The sequence below is a fragment of the Paludisphaera sp. genome (assembly GCF_037189885.1).
Lineage (GTDB): Bacteria > Planctomycetota > Planctomycetia > Isosphaerales > Isosphaeraceae > Paludisphaera.
The window spans coordinates 1-15,780 of the sequence record NZ_JBBCIR010000012.1; the positions used below are offsets into that span (position 1 = coordinate 1).

Genomic DNA, 15,780 nt, shown 5'->3' on the forward strand with positions numbered 1-15,780 from the left:
GAGGCCGCGGCGACGTCGCGCGCGGCCCCGGGCGATGGGGCCGACGCCGACCTGAGCCGGCCCCGCCGAGGCCCTCGCGGGACGCGCGCCGAAGCCCTCACCCCGCCCGTCGCGAAATCGACGGGGCGCGGCGCCGGGACCGGCGCGCGCCGAGATAGCCATCTTAGCTCGATCGCACGAAAGGGTATGCTCATGCGCCTCGCGAACTCGCGTCTCGTCCCGGCCCTCGTCCTCATCGCCCTGGCGGCCCCCGCCCGCGCCGGCTTCGACCCCCAGGTCGGGCAGGCCGGCTCGCAGGGGATCGCCCTGAACAGCGGCGTCTTCCAGGGGTGGGCGACGTCGGTCGTCGACTTCTCCCCCGGCCCCCAGGATGTCGCCAACCCGGGCGGGCCGCTCGCCTCGGCCGGCTCGCCCGCCGGCGCGCTGGGGTCGGCCGCGAGCGGGCTCGTCTCGCTGGGGGACGGCGGCTCGATCACCCTCGGCTTCGACGCCCCCATCGCCGACGGCGACGGGGCCGACTTCGCCGTCTTCGAAAACGGCTTCCTCTCGGGGGCGGCGGGGCTCGCGTTCCTGGAGTTGGCGTTCGTCGAGGTCTCGACCAACGGGCTCGACTTCTTCCGGTTCGCGGCGACCTCGCTCACCCAGACGGCCGCGCAGGTCGGCGGCTTCGGGCCTATCGACGCCCGCGACATCAACAACCTGGCGGGCAAGTACGTCGCCGGATACGGCACGGGCTTCGACCTGGCCGAGCTGCGCGGGCTCTCGCCGCTGCTGGACGTCATGAACATCAACTTCGTCCGCCTGATCGACGTCGTCGGCTCGATCGACCCGGCGCTGGGCTCGCGCGATTCGCTGGGGAACCTGATCAACGACCCGTACTCCACGCCGTTCGCGTCGTCGGGCTTCGACCTGACGGGCGTCGGCGTCATCAATTACGCCTCCCCCACGGCCGTCCCCGAGCCGACGAGCCTGGCGACCGCCGCCATCGGCCTGGGCCTGGTCCTCGCCGCCCGCGCCCGGCGTCGGGGCTGACCGACGCGTGTCCCCCCTCCCACCCGCGCGAGGGGGGACGCGGCTCACAGCGTCTTGAGATATTCGATGACGTCCGAGCGCTGGGCCTCCTCCAGCTTGTCGCCGAACGCATGCCCGCCAATGCCCAGGCCATATCGCGAGGCGTCGAACAGCCGGCGCGGATCCTTCGGGTCCGGCGACTCGCCCTCGGGCGCCTCGACGTACTTCCAGCCGACGTCGCGCGTGTCGTAATGCTCGAAGTCGGTGGAAGGCGGCCGGAGGTAGCGGCGTGGTCGGCTCCTGGAGTCCAGCAGCAGCCGCAGGGTCGGGACGGACCCGTTGTGGAGGTACGGCGCGCTGGCCCAGATCCCGACCAGCGGCGGCGCCTGGTAGCCGCGCTCGCCGGTCATGTCGGCGGGGTGCTTCTCGCCGAACCACGTGGAGTTGTAGTACTCCACCGCGCGGTCGGACATCCCGGTGACCCGCGCGGGGTCGGTCCCGATCACGTCGAGCGGCACGACGACGTTGGGGTAGTCGACCGTGTCCCCATGCGTGCCGTGGCAGCTCGCGCAGGATTCCTCGAACACGGCGCGGCCGCGGTCGGCGGCGGCGCGGTCGATCGGGAAGGGGTACTTCGGGGCCTCGATGCTCCGGATATAGGCGTGGATGTCGGCGAAGTCCGGCTCCAGCTCGCGGAACTCCTCGGCCGTCTTGTCGGCCATCAGGAACTGCATGATCGAGCGGGCCGACGCGGCGGGCGTGCGGCCGTCGTGGTACATCGTCTCCTTGTACTTGAGGAGCCACCACGCCGGCGCGTCCAGCTCGGGGAGGTTCGACCCCATCGGCAGCGGCAGGACGCGCCTGGAGAGGTCCGGGTTCCGTAGGCTCAGCAGCGCCATCGAGAACATCCCCGCGTTGGTCGTCCCGCGCGTGGTGTTGAGCACGAACGGCAGCAGGGGGAGCGGGCGGCCGTCGGCGCGGAAGAGGTCGGGGAAGAATCCGGCGTAGTCGATCCGGGTGTTCGGCATGCCGACGTAGCTCTTGCCGCCGATCGAGCCGCCGTGGCAGACCAGGCAGTCGACCTGGAACCCCCGGGCCGTCCCGTCGGCGCCCTCGGCGCGTTTCAGGCCCATCGGCAGGCCGTCGTTGGGGAAGGGGGCGGGATGGAACCCGTAGCGCCCGGCGAACGCCCGCGCGTAGCCCTCGGGGTCGGCGTCGGGGTCGGGGCCGGGTTCGTCCCAGAGCCGGCCGACCGCCTTGTAGGCGGCGTCCGACCATTCGGCCGAGAGGAACTGCCGCCCCTCCATCAGCCGCCGCCCGCGCTCCACCGCCGCCGGGTCGGGCGCGTCGGCAGCGCGCGTCGGCGCGAGGGCCGCGAGCAGCAGCCATGTCAGCGCGACGCCCGCGCGAATTCCGACGTCGTCGATGCGCATCGTTGCACTACCAGGGGGTCGATCGATGGGTTTCCGTCCACCGCGTTGATTCTACGCGCGGCCCCCGGGGGGACAAGGGCCGCGACGGGCGACGACGTGCGGGAATCCCCGCACTTTCTCCTGGACGCGGCGGCCCGACGTGCGGTATCTTCCGCACATCGAGACGGAGGCCGATCCATGGCGCGACTGACTCGGGGCGAGTTGAAGGTGATGCGGCTCCTCTGGGAGCACGGCGAGATGAAGCCCGCGGAGTTGCAGGCGCGACACCCGGAGCCGATCAAGAACTCGGCGCTGCGGTCGCACCTGGCGACGTTGCTGGAGAAGGGGCACGTCACCCGCCGGCTGGTCGGCAAGGCGTACTTCTACAAGCCGACCATGCGGCGACGCTCGGCGTTCCGCGCGACGCTGGGCGAGCTGGTCGACGCCTACTGCGGCGGGTCGATCGAGAACCTGGTGATGAACATCATCCGGTCCGAGAAGCTGAGCGAGGATGACCTGATCGCCCTGCGACGGCTGGCGGAGCAGGGGGCGGATCAACCGCCCCCGGGCGGCGAAGGGGGGGCCGGGCGATGATCGGGCTCGATCGGCTCGCGGAGGCCCCGACGGGCCTGTTGATCGTCCTGAAGGCGACGGCCGTCCTGGCCGCGGCCTGGCTCTGCCACGCGGCGCTCGCGCGGGCGAACCCGCGATGGCGCGTCCTCACGTGGCGGTGCGCGACGATCGGGCTGGCCGCGGTGGCGGCGCTCGCCTTCGCGCCGCCGCTGGCGACGTGGCGCGTGGCCGCGCCGGCGGTCGAGCCCGGCCCGCCCGTTATTGCCTCGCCATCGTTCCCCGAACCGGGACGGCCTCGCGAGGTCGCGCCCCCCATCGCCCCTCCCATGCCTATCGCGACGCGGGTCGCCCCTCGCGTCGATCCGAAGCCGGCCTCGACGCCCGTCGGAGCGATCGATCGCGCCACCTGGTTGACGGTCGCCTGGCTGGCGGGGGTCGCGGTCGGGCTCGCGCGGCTCGCGATCGGCTCGCTGCGGCTGAGGCGGATCGTCCGGCGCGCGAGCGAGGCGCCGACGGCGGCGAGGGAGTCCTGCCTCGCGACGGCCGAGGGGTTGGGGCTGCGGCGTCGGGCACGGGTGGTCGTCTCCCCGGACATCGCGTCCCCCTGCATCGCCGGCCTGGCGCGGCCGACGATCCTGCTGCCGGCCGGGATGGGGCTCGACGCGCCGGGGCCCGACCTGGACGCGGTGCTCATCCACGAATTGGCGCACGTCCGGAACGGCGACCTGGCGTGGAACGACCTGCTGGGGCTGGCGAGCCTCGCCTTGTGGTTCCACCCGCTCGCCTGGCGGATCCGCGTCGCGCACGCCTCCGCCTGCGACGCGGTCTGCGACGCCGTGGCCGTCGACCGCCTCGGCGACGTGGCGACCTACGGCCGGGCGCTCGCGCGACTGGCGCTGCGGGCCTCGGCCGCCCCCCCCGCCCGCGGCCTGGCGATGGCCCGCGCCTGCGACTTGCGGCGTCGCGTCGAATCCCTGCAACGCATGGTGTATCGGTCCCCGCTCCCCCGGAGGCTCGTCATGCCCGCGCTTTTGCTCTCCGCCGCGCTCATCGTCCTCGTCGGCGGCGCCGCGGTCATCCGCGCCCAGGACGCCCCCGCGAACCCGGACGAGCCACCGATGAAAACCCTGACCGTCCGCGTCGTCGAGGCCGAGACCGGCCAGGCGTTGCCGGGCGTGGAGGTGACCTACCGTCATCACGGCCGCCCGGGATCGAAGCGGGTGGACGGCAAGTTGACGACCGATGCCGACGGGTCCGCGAGCGTGAAGTACGACCCGTCCCTGGCGTCATCGAACTTCGCCATCACGCTCCGCAAGCCCGGATTCGTCCCGGCGCATGTCCTCTGGAGCGGGGAGCGACGGCCGATCCAGATCCCGGACGTCAAGGAATTGAAGATGCCTCGCGGCACGACGATCGGGGGCGTCGTGACCGACGAGGCCGGTCGGGGCATCGAGGGCGCCACCGTGACGCTCAGCGTCCCGCCCACCGAATCGGACCTGGGCAACTACCGGTTTAGCCTCGCGACCCCGACGACCGACGCCCAGGGACGATGGCGGATCGACGAGGCGCCCTCGGTCTTGCAGGGGGTGGCCGTCCGGGTCGAGCATCCTCGGTATCGCTCGTCGCATGGCGGGCTCGCCCGCGGGCTCGACGGCGTGACGGCCGTGCTGAAGAAGGGGGGAACTGTGCGGGGGAAGGTCGTCGGCCCCGACGGCCAGCCCGTGGCCGACGCCGTGGTGTCGCTCGACCGCGCCGAGTTCTCGCCCGATCCTCCGACCTCGCGCACCGACGCCGCGGGCGGCTTCTCCCTGGAGAACTGCGAGGCCGGCCCTGGCTTCCTCACCGTCCAGGCCGAGGGCCTCGCGCCGGAGGTCCGCGCCGTCGAGGTCGCGGAGGGGGAGACCACGCCGCCGACCATCGCGCTCGGGCCCGGCTCGACGCTCCGGGTCCGCGTGGTCGACGTCCAGGGTCGGCCCGTCGTCGGAGCGTACGTCGCGGTCGATCGCTGGCGAGACCGACAGTCGATCCGGTTCCGCGCGAACACGGACGCGGAGGGGCGCGTCGCCTGGCGCGGCGCCCCCGGGGACGCCGTCCTGTTCGACATCTTCCTCGATGGCTACATGCGGGCCCGCCTCGTCCCGCTGACGGCGGGGGAGGAGCAGATCGTCGTGCTCTACCCGGCCCTGACGATCACTGGCGCCGTCACCGACGCGAAGACGGGGCGTCCCATCCCGAAATTCACCGTCTTCCAGGGGCGAACCGAGCAAGACCGCGACGGCGTGACCTGGCGTCGCGACGAGCCCGCGGAGTTCACCGAGGGCCGCTACGTACAATCGATGGACTTCCCGGCCCGGTCCCACCACCTGCGGGTCGAGGCCCCCGGGTACAGGCCCGCCGAGTCGCGGGCGTTCCGATCCGACGAGGGGGCGACGACGGAAGACTTCGCGCTCGAGCCGCGGCCCGGGCTCGACGGCGTCGTGCTGCTCCCCGATGGCCGGCCGGCCGCCGGGGCCGAGGTGGCGCTCGTCCTGCCCAACATCTACACCGCGCTGAGGGGCGATCACTTCGAGAAGTACCTCGAATCGTCCATCGCGAAGGCGGGGGACGACGGCCGATTCAACTTCTCGAAGCCCGAGGGACCGTTCACGCTGGTCGCGGCCGCCGACGCGGGCCTCGCCCTGGCGACGCCCGAGGAGTTCGCGGGATCGGCCACCCTGACGCTGCGACCCTGGGGCCGGATCGAGGGGAGGGTGATGATCGGGCGGGAGCCCGGGGCCGGCGCGGGGGTGACGTTCCAGCCCGATCCCAATCGGCTCCCGCGAACGGCGACGACGTGGTGCGAACTCGGGGCCTCGACCCAGGCCGACGCGGAAGGCCGGTTCATCCTCGACAAGGTCGCCCCCTTTCCCGGCTATGTGGGCCGGGTGCTCACCACCGATATCGGCGATGGCATGTCCTCGAACTCGTGGGTCGGGATGAAGGCCGTCGAGGTCAAGCCGGGCGAGACGACCCGGACGACCCTCGGCGGTGACGGCCGCCGCGTCGTCGGCCGGGTCGTGCTGGATGGGCCGGCCGCCGCCCCCGTCGACTGGTCGCGGAACGAGCCCGCCCGGATCACGCCCAGCCCCGGCATCCTCGACAGGCTCCTCGCCCGCAACACCGGCTCGTGGACTCGCTACGCCGGGAGCTTCGACGCGGAGGGGCGTTTCCGCGCCGACGACGTGCCGCCCGGCCCCTACTTGCTGACGGTGGACGTCACGACCCCGGCGCCGCCCGGCTCGCGGCGGATCCCCGAGACGATCGCCCGGGGCCGCCTGGAGTTCGTCGTCCCAGCGGGCGACGTGGCGTCGGCGGTGGACGTGGGCGAAGTCATCGCCAGGCTCGAACGGCGTCTCAACGTCGGCGACGAGGCCCCGGCGCTCGACCTGGAGCGGCTGGACGGGCCGAAGGGGCGATTCATGCTCGGCGACCGGCGGGGGAAAGTCGTGGTGCTGGACTTCTGGGCGACCTGGTGCGGGCCCTGCCGCGACGAGATGCCGGCGCTGATGGACTTGGCGAAGGCTCACGGCGGCGACCCGCGATTCGAGCTGGTCGGCGTCTCGTGCGACGAGGCGCCGGGCGTCGCGGCCGGATTCGTCGCGAAGGAGGGCCTGACCTGGACCCAGGCGTTCGCCGGCCCGATGGGTGCCGGCGCGGCCCAGGACTACGGCGTCCGCGCCATCCCGTCCACCTTCCTCATCGGCCCCGATGGCCGCGTCCTCGCCACGGGCCTTCGCGGCGAGCAACTCCGGGAGGCCGTGGCGAAGGCGCTGGCGGCGCTGGAGCCCTCGTCGACGCGGTGATCGCGGAAATCTGGACGCGAGTCCATCGACGGGGGACATGCGCGCGCCTACAATTGGTCGAATCGAGAGGAATCGTCGCGCGCCAATCGCTCGATGGGAGGACGTGCATGGGACCCGCGGAGATCGTCGCCAGCTTGCAGCAGCTTTGCGAGGAGAGGGGCCCCAGGCTGACCACCGAGCAAATCGTCGATTGGATCGAGGACCTCAACGGCTTCGAAACCGACGCCGAGCTGATCGCCTTCGCCAAGAAGATGAAGGCCCGCCAGTACGCCCGGCTGCTCGAATACGACGACCCGGACTACGGCCGGCGGTTCAAGCGGCTCTGGAGCTTCCGCGACAAGCGCCGCAACCGCCGGTTCTACTCCGACATCACCCAGCTGCCCGCCGCCGAGCGGCGTCGGCTGCTGGAGGACTACATCAAGTTCGCCGGCCAGCTCCGGACCGTCCGCCGCGCCATGAACGACGCCCTCGCCGGCCAGAACTTCTTCGAGTTCTACGGCGACGACGACCTCCCGATCGGCGAGCCCGCCGTCGCGGAGGCCTGACGCGACGGCGTCAGGGCACTCGGAACATCGCCAGGGCGTCGAGGACGGGGAGGATGATCGACGCGATCGCGGCGGCGTCCTCGGGGAGGGCGGGGCGGATGTCCATGGCCTTTCACCCTTGCCGCAGCAGCCTCACGACCGCCTGGGCGACGCCCGTGGTGCTGGTGGGGTTCTGGCCGGTGATCAGGCGGCCGTCCTCGACGACGTGGCTCCCCATCGCGAGCCACGCCTTGCTGTAGGTCGCGCCCCGGGCCTGCAGCTCCTCCTCCAGATTGTAGGGGACGGCGTCGTCGCGGGCGAACTTGACCTCCTCGTTCCAGGAGAAGCCGGTGGCGTTCTTGCCCGCGAGGAGGTACTGGCCGTCGCCCGCGCGGACGTTCAGCAGCCCCGCGGGGCCGTGGCAGACGGCCGAGACCACCTTGCCCGAGTCCCAGAAGGCGGCGACGAGCCCCTGCAACTCCCTGGAGTCGGTGAAGTCGAACATGGCGCCGTGGCCGCCGGCCAGGTAGATCGCGCCGTATTTCGACGGGTCGACCTCGGACAGCTTCAGGGTCGATTCGAGCCGGTCCATGAAGGCGCGGTCCTTGTAGCGCCCGGCCACCGCGTCGTCGAGGACCGACTGGGCCACGCTCTCGGGGTCGATCGGCGTCTTGCCGCCGGCCGGGCTGGCGATGTCGGTCGTGAGCGCGGCCTCCTCGGCGACGTCGACGAAGTGCGTCAACTCGCCGAGCCAGAGGCCGGTGCGGTAGCCCACCGTGGCATACTCGTCGGCGCTGGTGACGATGATCAGGATGTCGCTCATGGCGGCCATGGGGGGTTCCTCATTGGGGGGCTCGGGGACGGCCGAAGGGCCTACCGCCCATGCAAACGCCGGCCCACCCGGACGCCGAGCGTCGGGTACGGGGCTTGCTATCGGAGGTATAGCGGCCCTGTCCGCCCCGCGATCCCCGAGGCGACCGACCAGCCATGCGCCACGCCGACCCGAGGCTCATCGACCCTTCCTTGCTCCGGTCCATGCCCCTGCCGCGCGCCGACCCCGAGAAGGGGAAGGTGGGGCGCGGCAAGCTGCTGCTGGTCGCGGGCTCGCCCGGCCTCCCTGGCGCGGCCATCCTCGCCGCCAGGGCCGCGCTCCGCGTCGGCTGCGGGACCGTCCGACTGGCGGCGCCGAGGTCGATCGCCACGGCCGTCGGCGTCGCGGTCCCCGAGCTGATGGTCGTCCCGCTCCCCGAGCAAGGCGACCCCGCGTCCCTCGTGGAAGGGCTGCGGGAGCACATCGAGGCCAGCGACGCCGTGGCGATCGGGCCGGGCCTGGTCGACGACGCGACGACGGCCGCGTTCGCCTCGGCATTCCTCGCCGCGACGCCGCTGCCGGCGGTGGTCGACGCGGGCGCCCTCTCCGCGTGGGCTGACGGCGGGCGTCTGGGCGGCGCGGGGGCTCGCGTGCTCACGCCGCACGTCGGGGAGATGTCCCGGATCGCGGGGATGGAGGCCGGGGAGATCGCGGGCCGTCGCGCGGAGGTCGCGGGGCGGTTCGCCCATGAATGGGGGGTGGTCCTCGTCCTCAAGGGGGCGGAGACATTCATCGCGGGCGACGGCGGGGCCTACCTGAACCGGGCGGGCGCGGACGGCCTGGGGACGGCCGGGAGCGGCGACGTGCTGGCGGGGGTCATCGGCGGGCTGCTGGCGCGCGGGGCCGACCCCACCACGGCGGCCGTCTGGGGCGTGCATCTCCACGCCCTCGCCGGGGGAGCTGCCGCCGGGCGCCTGGGCGACGACGGCATGATGGCGAGCGACGTGGTGGACGCGCTGCCCGGGGCGCTGATGAAGCTCCACGCGACGCCATCGCGGGCGCCGGCGTCGCCGCGTCGCGACGGGCCCTAATCGCCGTCGGGCGGGATGGCCTCGCCGCCGGCGCGGGTCGCGTGGGCGCTGAAGGTCGCGGGGTGCATCGAGTCCTTCAGGAATCGAACCGAGCCGTCGACCATCGCGAAGACCGCGCCATCGGGGTGGGGGCCGCGGAAGGCGGCGTGCCCGGCGCGCGTCGAGTTGAGGCCCCGGGTCGACGGCGAGAGGGGCGAATCCGCGAAGCCGAGGACCATCGCGCGGGGGTGGCCGGACGACCGGACGGGCCACGTCGGCGCCGTCGCGTGGACCGTGCCCGGGACCACGCCGGCCCACGTCGCGTCGGCGAGGTCGCGCGAGCGCTCGCCCACCAGGAACGTGTGGGCCGCGCCGTCGACGGCGTCCCTCAGCGTCCGGACGACGTTCCGGCCGAACATGCCGTCGCCGCCTTCGGCCGGCGGATCGACCGCCGTCCCGCCGCAGCCGATGTAGGACGACGGGGGCAGGGGGTCGGGCAGGATCGCGTCCTGGGGCGCATGGAACGAGACGGGCCCCGGCCGGCCCTCCGAAGGGCACAGGAAAGTGCCCATCTCCGCCGTCCGCGCCGTGCGCGAGGCGGGGGCGGCGATCGGCAGGTGGAAGTTGATGGCGTTGTAGGGCGCCGCCATGCCTTCCATGTACCCCATGGCCATCGCCCCCCACGCCCATCCCGGCCCGACCTCGACCGCGCCCGCCACGTCCGGCGCCGGGCGGACTTCGGTGAGATATCCCGGCGGGAAGGCATTCCAGGCCAGATGGTAGTTGTGCAGGGCCAGGCCCAGTTGCTTCAGGTGCCAGCGGCACTGCGACGACCGCGCCGGCTCGTGAGCCCTTCGGACGGCGGCGAGGAGGAGCGAGGCGAGCACCGCGATCACGCCCACGACGACCAGCAACTCGACGATGGTGAACGCGCCACGACTCCCGTCGGATCGTCTCATGGTCCCCTCCGATCGTCGGCCCACGGACTGCCCTCGGACGCCCGTCATCGTCGCCGCCGCCGCCGCGATCGTCAAGGCTTCGAAACGAGCGGGGCCGCCCGCGTGGATCGCGGGCGGCCCCGGCGGGCGATGCATCGAGCCCCGGCCGATCGGCTCAGGCGTGGATGGAGAAGCCCTTGCGGTAGTCGCGGCGGATGAACTTGTCGGCGTCGGGGTTCCCCTTCACCTTCATGTTCTCGGCGTCCCACTCGACCCGGCCGCCGACCCGCAGGGCGACGACGCCCAGCAGGACGCTCTCGGTGAGCCGGCCGGCGTAGTCGAAGTTGGAGAGGGCCTTGGAGGGGTCGCCTGCCTGGATGGCCTCGACGAACTCCTTGAAGTGGCCGGGCGAGCGCGGGAGGCTCGGCTCGGGCTTCTTGAAGTCCTGGAAGTTCTCCTTGGGCAGGAGGGCGTGCTCGGCGCCGTAGTCGTTCTTGGAGAAGAACGAGCCCTTGTCGCCGATGATGAGCAGGCCGCTGCCGGTCGGGTCCTCGCCGTGGAGCAGCGACTTGTAGGCGCGCTTGTCCTCGGGGAGGTTGTTGCCGCCGTCATACCAGTTGAGCGTCAGCGGGGCGCGGCCCTCGCGCTCGCCGAAGTGGGTCTTGATGATGGACCAGGTCGGGAAGGTCTGGTCGTCGACGATGCCCGAGGTCTCCACGACCTCGGCGGCCTCGGGGTCGAAGAGGCCCAGGCCCATGGCGGCGACGTTGATGGTGTGGCAGGCCATGTCGCCCAGGGCGCCGGTGCCGAAGTCGAGCCAGCCGCGCCAGTTGAACGGGTGGTAGCCGTCGTGGTACGGGCGGTCCTGGGCGGGGCCGAGGAACTCATACCAGTGGACGTGGTTGGGGATGCCGGGGTAGTCCTTGAAGCCGGGGATCCCCTGCGGCCACACCGGGCGGTTGGTCCAGACGTGGATCTCCTTGACGCGGCCGAGGGCGCCGGCGCGGAGGAGTTCGACCCCCTCGCGGAAGCCGTCCTGGGCGGTCCCCTGGTTGCCCATCTGGGTGCAGAGCTTCTTCTCGGCGGCCAGCTCGCGCAGGACGCGGGCCTCCTCGATGGACCAGGTCAGGGGCTTCTGGACGAAGGCGTGCTTGCCCATCCGCATGGCCATGACGGCGGCGGGGGCGTGGGTGTGGTCGGGGGTGCTGACGGTGACGGCGTCGATCTTGTCGCCCATCTCCTCCAGCATCTTGCGGTAGTCGTAGTACTTCTTGGCGTTGGGGTACTTCTCCCCCATCTTGTCCAGGGTCTTCTCGTCGATGTCGCAGAGGGCGACGATCTCGCCGTGCTTGCCGGCGTCGTGGGTGTCGCTATCCCCCTTGCCGCCGACGCCGATGCAGGCGAACCGGACCTTGGAATTGGGCGACTCCTCGGCCGCCCTGGCGATCGCCGGCGCGCCGGCGCGGAGGAACCCGGCCGAGGCCCCGGCCAGGGCGGAATGGGTGAGGAAATCTCGTCGCTTCATCGGCACGACTCCTTCGAGATGGCGGGAAGGCGGCCACGCCCGGGGCGGGGGGCACGATCACCCAACAGGATGACGCGCCCCGAGGGCCGCCGCAAGCGCCAGGTGCCGCGTCCCGAGCCCGTCATGCCCCCATCGACGCCGCCGGTCCCTGGGGCGGCGGGTGGCTCGTGGGTTGGCTTCGTTCGCGCGCCGCGGCCCTCGCCTGCAACAACGCAACTTCTTGACAATCCAGGCTTTGAACCCAAATCGCGTTGGCTTCGTTCGTCGTCTTCGAAGTGTTTTTCGCTCGCCGATAGTGCCGGCAGGCGTGAAACGCCCGTCCCCTCCCCCGCCGGGAGAGGGCAGCCGCGCCAGCGGCGGGCGGGGGTCGTCGCAGCGGGGGGGGGGCGTCGGTCTCGCGATCGCGAACCGTCGCTGTTTCTACCGTCCGACGACCCTCCCCCGGCCCTTCGGGCCACCCTCTCCCGGCTGGAGCGGGGACGAATCAGGGCGGGCATTCGCCATGGGCCCGCGATGCCTAACTGCTTCCGGGATGTCAAGGAGCACCGTCATCGAACAACCCGTATGGTCCGCGGGGCGATCGGCGGGATTTCAGGAATCCGATTTTTTGCGGCGGAGGATCGCGGCGATCCATTCCGTGGCGTGGAACGGGGTGCAGCCCTTGGGGACCGGGCGGTCGTCGATGAGGCCCCAGCGGTCGCCGATGTCGATGGCGCGCTCGCGGTGCTCGGGGAACCGGACGGCGATCTCCACCAGGCAGCGCATCATGGATTCCGCCGTCTTCACCGGCGCCGACTTGCAACCCGCGTCGATCGTCTCCAGGATCTCGGTGCAGTCCTCCGAGGGGAGCCGCTTGCGCAGGAGCCTGGCGACGAGCAGGTTCCAGCCGGCGCGGCCGGTCAACTCGTCCTCGGAGGCCAGCCACTTCCGGCGAAGGTCGTCCGCGCCGGGGGATTCGGCGACGACCTTGTAGGTCAGCTCGTCCAGGATCTGGACGTCGGCGGTCGAGGCGAGCAGGGCGTCGGCTTCCTCGGGCGCGAGCCGTCGCGGCGACATGATCATCGCGGCCAGGAGCATGGCGTCGGCCCGATCCGTCTCCCAGAGTTGGAGCGCCAGGTCGTGGTCGACGCCGATCTCATTCGCCAGCGCCCGCAGCGGCCCCATCACCACCCGCGGCTTGCCCGCCCCCAGGGCGTCGAGCCGTCCGATCGCGTCCGCGAGCTTCATCGTTCCGCCTCCGTTCCCGGTCCCGGTCTTCGGCTCACTCCCCCCGATCCGCCGAGGCCCGCAGCATGGCGGCCATCCCCTCGAACAGCGCGCCGAGGGTCTCCGCGGCCTCCGGGGGCGCCTCGATGATCACGCCGCCGGCGTCGCTCCGGCGGATGCTGAGCGTCGAGAAAAGCCGGCGCACCTCGCCGTCGTCGAGCGCGGGCGCGCGGGAGGCGCGGGGGGCGGGGGAGGGGGAGGGGGCGTCGGTCGGCCCGTCGTGGGCGCCGGCGTCGATCAGCACGTCGACGGGGTCCGGGGCGTCGTCGACCACCTCGTCGTCGATCTCCAGGTCGGAGGGGTCGAACGCCTCGCCCTCGATCGAGTCGCCGCCGACGGCCGGGGCGGCCCCCTCGTACATCTTCTGGGCGCGGCTGAGGAACGAGCCGGCCTGGTCGAAGTGGACGACGTCGCTCTCGCCGTCGAACAGCCCCTTGAAGAAGGCCTGCTTGGAGCCGACGAGGTCGGCGATGCGCGACTCGATGCCCTGCTCGGCGACGAGGTTGTAGACGTCGATCGGCGACTCCTGCCCCAGCCGGTAGATCCGCCCGATCCGCTGCTCCAGCACGGCCGGGTTCCAGGGCAGCTCCAGGTTGATCACGCTGTTCGCGGCGCGCTGGAGGTTCAGCCCCACGCCGCCGGCGTCGGTGGCGAAGAGGACGCGGAAGGCGGGGTCGTCGTGGAACTCGACGATGTTCTGGGTCCGCCGCCCGGCCTTCTCGGCGCCGGTGAAGTAGCCGGCGCGGAGGCGAGATTCGGACAGGAGGTCGCCGACGGCCCAGTGCGCCAGGTGGAGCATCCGCCGCCACTGGCTGAAGACGACCACCTTCCGCCCCTGGTCGATCACCAGCTGACGGATCAGTTGCCGCAGCTCGATCAGCTTCGGCGCGGCGAGCCCTTGCAGGAGGGCGTCGTCGGGGCGACGGCCCTTCAGGGTCGGCCAGACCTCGTCGAACCGGAGCTGCGCCAGGCCGTTGGAGATGATCCGCTGGGTGGTCATCAGGCTCATCAGGCGGAGGAACTCGGCCTGCTTCAGCGGCCTCCGGCGGGCGACGGCCAGGAGCTGGGCGATGGGCTGGTTGAGCGACTCGTGCTCCTCCACCTGGGCGTCGGTCATCTCGATCGGGACGCGGACGTCGGTGCGGGGGGGGAGCTGGTCGAGCACCTCCCGGCGGACGCGGCGGAGCATGCACGGGGCGAGGCGCTGGCGGAGCGTCTCCAGGTTGCGGACGCCGACGACCTCCTTGCCGCCGTCGCCCCGGACGGCGTGGACCGAGGGGAGCCGCCACTTGGGCTCCAGGGCGTCGTCGTCGACCCACTCGACGACCGACGCCAGCTCCTCGACGCGGTTCTCCATCGGCGTGCCGGTCAGCACCAGGCGGTACTTCGGATCCAGCCCCTTCACCGAGAGGGCGGTTTTCGTCTGCCAGTTCTTGATCCGCTGCGCCTCGTCCAGCACGACGAGGTCCGGCGCCCAGCCCCGGGCGACGTCGAGGTCGCGGAGGAGTTGCTCATAGTTGATGACGAGGAAGCCTTCACGGGTCTCCTCGTAGGCGGCGGCGCGCTCGGCGGGAGTGCCGTCGACGACGCGGATCGGCAGGTCGGTGAAGCTGGCCCACTCGCGGGCCCACTGCGACTTGAGGCTCGCCGGGACGATCACCAACCCCTTCCGGACGCGGCCGAGCTTCCTCAGGATCGCGCAGCAGGCGATGGCCTGCGCCGTCTTGCCCAGGCCCATGTCGTCGGCCAGCAGCATCCGGGTGCGCCTAAGGAACAGCGAGACCCCTTCCTTCTGATAGGGGTAGAGCGGCCGGGAGAGGTGCCGGAAGGCCGTCTTCAACTCCGACGGCCAGACGGCGGCGTCGACCACGCGGCGGAGGCGGGCCTTCTCGCGGGTCAGCATCGCCAGGAGGGCGGGGTCGAACCGGGGGGAGTCGGGGTCGGCGGGGACGGCCTTCAGCAGGGTCTCGACCAGGTCCAGCCGCTTCTCGGGGGCGTCGGGGAAGGTGTTGCGGAGCACGGCGCGGCGGGGGCCGTCCTCGCGGAAGAGGTAGCGGACGTCCCCCTTGGCCTGGGAGAACTTGGGCAGCTTCTCGGAGCCCTCGTGCAGCACGCGGTCGAGCCAGTCGCCGGCGCCGACGAGGGGGCGGATCGGATCCCAGGCCAGGCCCTCGCCGGGGGTCGCGGCGGCCTGCTCCTTGCGGGCCTTCGCCAGCAGGTTGGGGCGGTCGTAAATGTGCCCGAGCGCGGCGAGGACGTGCTTGCAGATCCCCAGCGAGTTCTTGAGGAAGTCGGGGCAGTCGCAGCGGGCGTCGATGGGATCGACGCCGCGGACGAGGGTCCGATAGGGGCGATGGGCGGTCGTCCCCTTGCGGCCGGTGGCGTAGAGGCCCAGGGCGCGGGCCCCTTGGGGGCGGGAGCGGATCCGCAGCTCCTCCTTCCGGGCCGAGTCGAGCCGGCGGATGAGGGCGTCCATCGCGTCGGCCCGCACGGGCCATTCCTCGGCCGGGACGATCGCGGCGACGTGGCCCGCCAGCAGGTCGGCGGGGATCGGCTTCGCCCTGCCGCCGATCTGGCCCCGGAGCGCCTCGAACGCCTCCAGCTCGCGGTCCACCTGCTCGGCCTCGCGGCCCTTCAGGACCTCGCGCGCCCTCTCCAGCAACTCGACGATGGAACTCATTGGCGGTGCTCGGCTCGCGGTGGCGATGGACGGGTCGAGCGATTGTCCCAGGCCGAGGCCGACGCCGTCAAAGGCGGGCCGGCGAGGAGGCCCCCGCGCGTTCCGGTCGCGACGATCGCGGCGGGAGG

At 72.2% G+C, this 15,780-nt stretch carries 11 protein-coding genes; 5 read left to right on the forward strand and 6 right to left on the reverse strand.

Translation table 11 applies throughout. The features are described from left to right. The first annotated feature begins 192 nt into the window (after positions 1–192). The gene (locus WG209_RS05105; protein ID WP_337173931.1) at positions 193–1,032 is read left to right on the forward strand and encodes a PEP-CTERM sorting domain-containing protein; all 840 of its coding nucleotides are present in this window, start codon (positions 193–195) and stop codon (positions 1,030–1,032) included. A 44-nt stretch (positions 1,033–1,076) separates the two neighbouring features. Here the strand turns inward: WG209_RS05105 and WG209_RS05110 are convergent, their stop codons facing one another. Beyond that, positions 1,077–2,444 (reverse strand): hypothetical protein, encoded by a 1,368-nt coding sequence (locus tag WG209_RS05110; RefSeq protein WP_337173932.1) that lies wholly within the window; start codon positions 2,442–2,444, stop codon positions 1,077–1,079. A 177-nt stretch (positions 2,445–2,621) separates the two neighbouring features. On the opposite strand from WG209_RS05110, the gene WG209_RS05115 reads away from it, so the two are divergent. From WG209_RS05115 to WG209_RS05125, 3 genes are all read left to right on the forward strand, one after another. Then, the gene (locus WG209_RS05115) at positions 2,622–3,017 is read left to right on the forward strand and encodes a BlaI/MecI/CopY family transcriptional regulator (RefSeq protein ID WP_337173933.1); all 396 of its coding nucleotides are present in this window, start codon (positions 2,622–2,624) and stop codon (positions 3,015–3,017) included. Further along, the gene (locus tag WG209_RS05120) at positions 3,014–6,838 is read left to right on the forward strand and encodes a carboxypeptidase regulatory-like domain-containing protein (protein ID WP_337173934.1); all 3,825 of its coding nucleotides are present in this window, start codon (positions 3,014–3,016) and stop codon (positions 6,836–6,838) included. Before WG209_RS05115 ends, WG209_RS05120 begins: the two co-directional genes overlap by 4 nt. Before the next feature lie 107 nt (positions 6,839–6,945). Beyond that, positions 6,946–7,383 (forward strand): hypothetical protein, encoded by a 438-nt coding sequence (locus WG209_RS05125; RefSeq protein WP_337173935.1) that lies wholly within the window; start codon positions 6,946–6,948, stop codon positions 7,381–7,383. A 112-nt stretch (positions 7,384–7,495) separates the two neighbouring features. Here WG209_RS05125 and WG209_RS05130 read toward each other — a convergent pair whose 3' ends face one another. Continuing rightward, the gene (locus tag WG209_RS05130) at positions 7,496–8,194 is read right to left on the reverse strand and encodes a type 1 glutamine amidotransferase domain-containing protein (protein WP_337173936.1); all 699 of its coding nucleotides are present in this window, start codon (positions 8,192–8,194) and stop codon (positions 7,496–7,498) included. Between the two features lie 155 nt (positions 8,195–8,349). Here WG209_RS05130 and WG209_RS05135 point away from each other — a divergent pair, with 155 nt between their 5' ends. Next, positions 8,350–9,264 carry an NAD(P)H-hydrate dehydratase gene (locus tag WG209_RS05135; RefSeq protein ID WP_337173937.1) on the forward strand — a complete coding sequence of 305 codons (915 nt, stop codon included), beginning with the start codon at positions 8,350–8,352 and terminating at the stop codon, positions 9,262–9,264. Here WG209_RS05135 and WG209_RS05140 read toward each other — a convergent pair. The 4 genes from WG209_RS05140 to WG209_RS05155 form a co-directional block, all read right to left on the reverse strand. Continuing rightward, positions 9,261–10,202: a DUF1559 domain-containing protein gene (locus tag WG209_RS05140; RefSeq protein ID WP_337173938.1), complete on the reverse strand. Its 942-nt coding sequence runs from the start codon at positions 10,200–10,202 to the stop codon at positions 9,261–9,263. The genes WG209_RS05135 and WG209_RS05140 overlap by 4 nt on opposite strands. Before the next feature lie 154 nt (positions 10,203–10,356). Next, positions 10,357–11,706 (reverse strand): Gfo/Idh/MocA family oxidoreductase, encoded by a 1,350-nt coding sequence (locus WG209_RS05145; protein WP_337173939.1) that lies wholly within the window; start codon positions 11,704–11,706, stop codon positions 10,357–10,359. A gap of 591 nt (positions 11,707–12,297) precedes the next feature. After that, positions 12,298–12,933 carry a DNA alkylation repair protein gene (locus WG209_RS05150; protein WP_337173940.1) on the reverse strand — a complete coding sequence of 212 codons (636 nt, stop codon included), beginning with the start codon at positions 12,931–12,933 and terminating at the stop codon, positions 12,298–12,300. Positions 12,934–12,967: 34 nt separating this feature from the next. Further along, complete coding sequence (locus tag WG209_RS05155; protein WP_337173941.1) at positions 12,968–15,652, reverse strand: DEAD/DEAH box helicase; 2,685 nt, start codon at positions 15,650–15,652, stop codon at positions 12,968–12,970. Positions 15,653–15,780: the final 128 nt, after the last annotated feature.

What these genes read in the sequence shown, in the direction of transcription:
- WG209_RS05135 (WP_337173937.1), top strand. Translation starts at nt 8,350, where the DNA reads ATGCGCCACGCCGACCCGAGGCTCATCGACCCTTCCTTGCTCCGGTCC.
- WG209_RS05115 (WP_337173933.1), top strand. Translation starts at nt 2,622, where the DNA reads ATGGCGCGACTGACTCGGGGCGAGTTGAAGGTGATGCGGCTCCTCTGG.
- WG209_RS05130 (WP_337173936.1), bottom strand. Translation starts at nt 8,194, where the DNA reads ATGGCCGCCATGAGCGACATCCTGATCATCGTCACCAGCGCCGACGAG.
- WG209_RS05110 (WP_337173932.1), bottom strand. Translation starts at nt 2,444, where the DNA reads ATGCGCATCGACGACGTCGGAATTCGCGCGGGCGTCGCGCTGACATGG.
- WG209_RS05140 (WP_337173938.1), bottom strand. Translation starts at nt 10,202, where the DNA reads ATGAGACGATCCGACGGGAGTCGTGGCGCGTTCACCATCGTCGAGTTG.
- WG209_RS05120 (WP_337173934.1), top strand. Translation starts at nt 3,014, where the DNA reads ATGATCGGGCTCGATCGGCTCGCGGAGGCCCCGACGGGCCTGTTGATC.
- WG209_RS05145 (WP_337173939.1), bottom strand. Translation starts at nt 11,706, where the DNA reads ATGAAGCGACGAGATTTCCTCACCCATTCCGCCCTGGCCGGGGCCTCG.
- WG209_RS05150 (WP_337173940.1), bottom strand. Translation starts at nt 12,933, where the DNA reads ATGAAGCTCGCGGACGCGATCGGACGGCTCGACGCCCTGGGGGCGGGC.
- WG209_RS05125 (WP_337173935.1), top strand. Translation starts at nt 6,946, where the DNA reads ATGGGACCCGCGGAGATCGTCGCCAGCTTGCAGCAGCTTTGCGAGGAG.
- WG209_RS05105 (WP_337173931.1), top strand. Translation starts at nt 193, where the DNA reads ATGCGCCTCGCGAACTCGCGTCTCGTCCCGGCCCTCGTCCTCATCGCC.
- WG209_RS05155 (WP_337173941.1), bottom strand. Translation starts at nt 15,652, where the DNA reads ATGAGTTCCATCGTCGAGTTGCTGGAGAGGGCGCGCGAGGTCCTGAAG.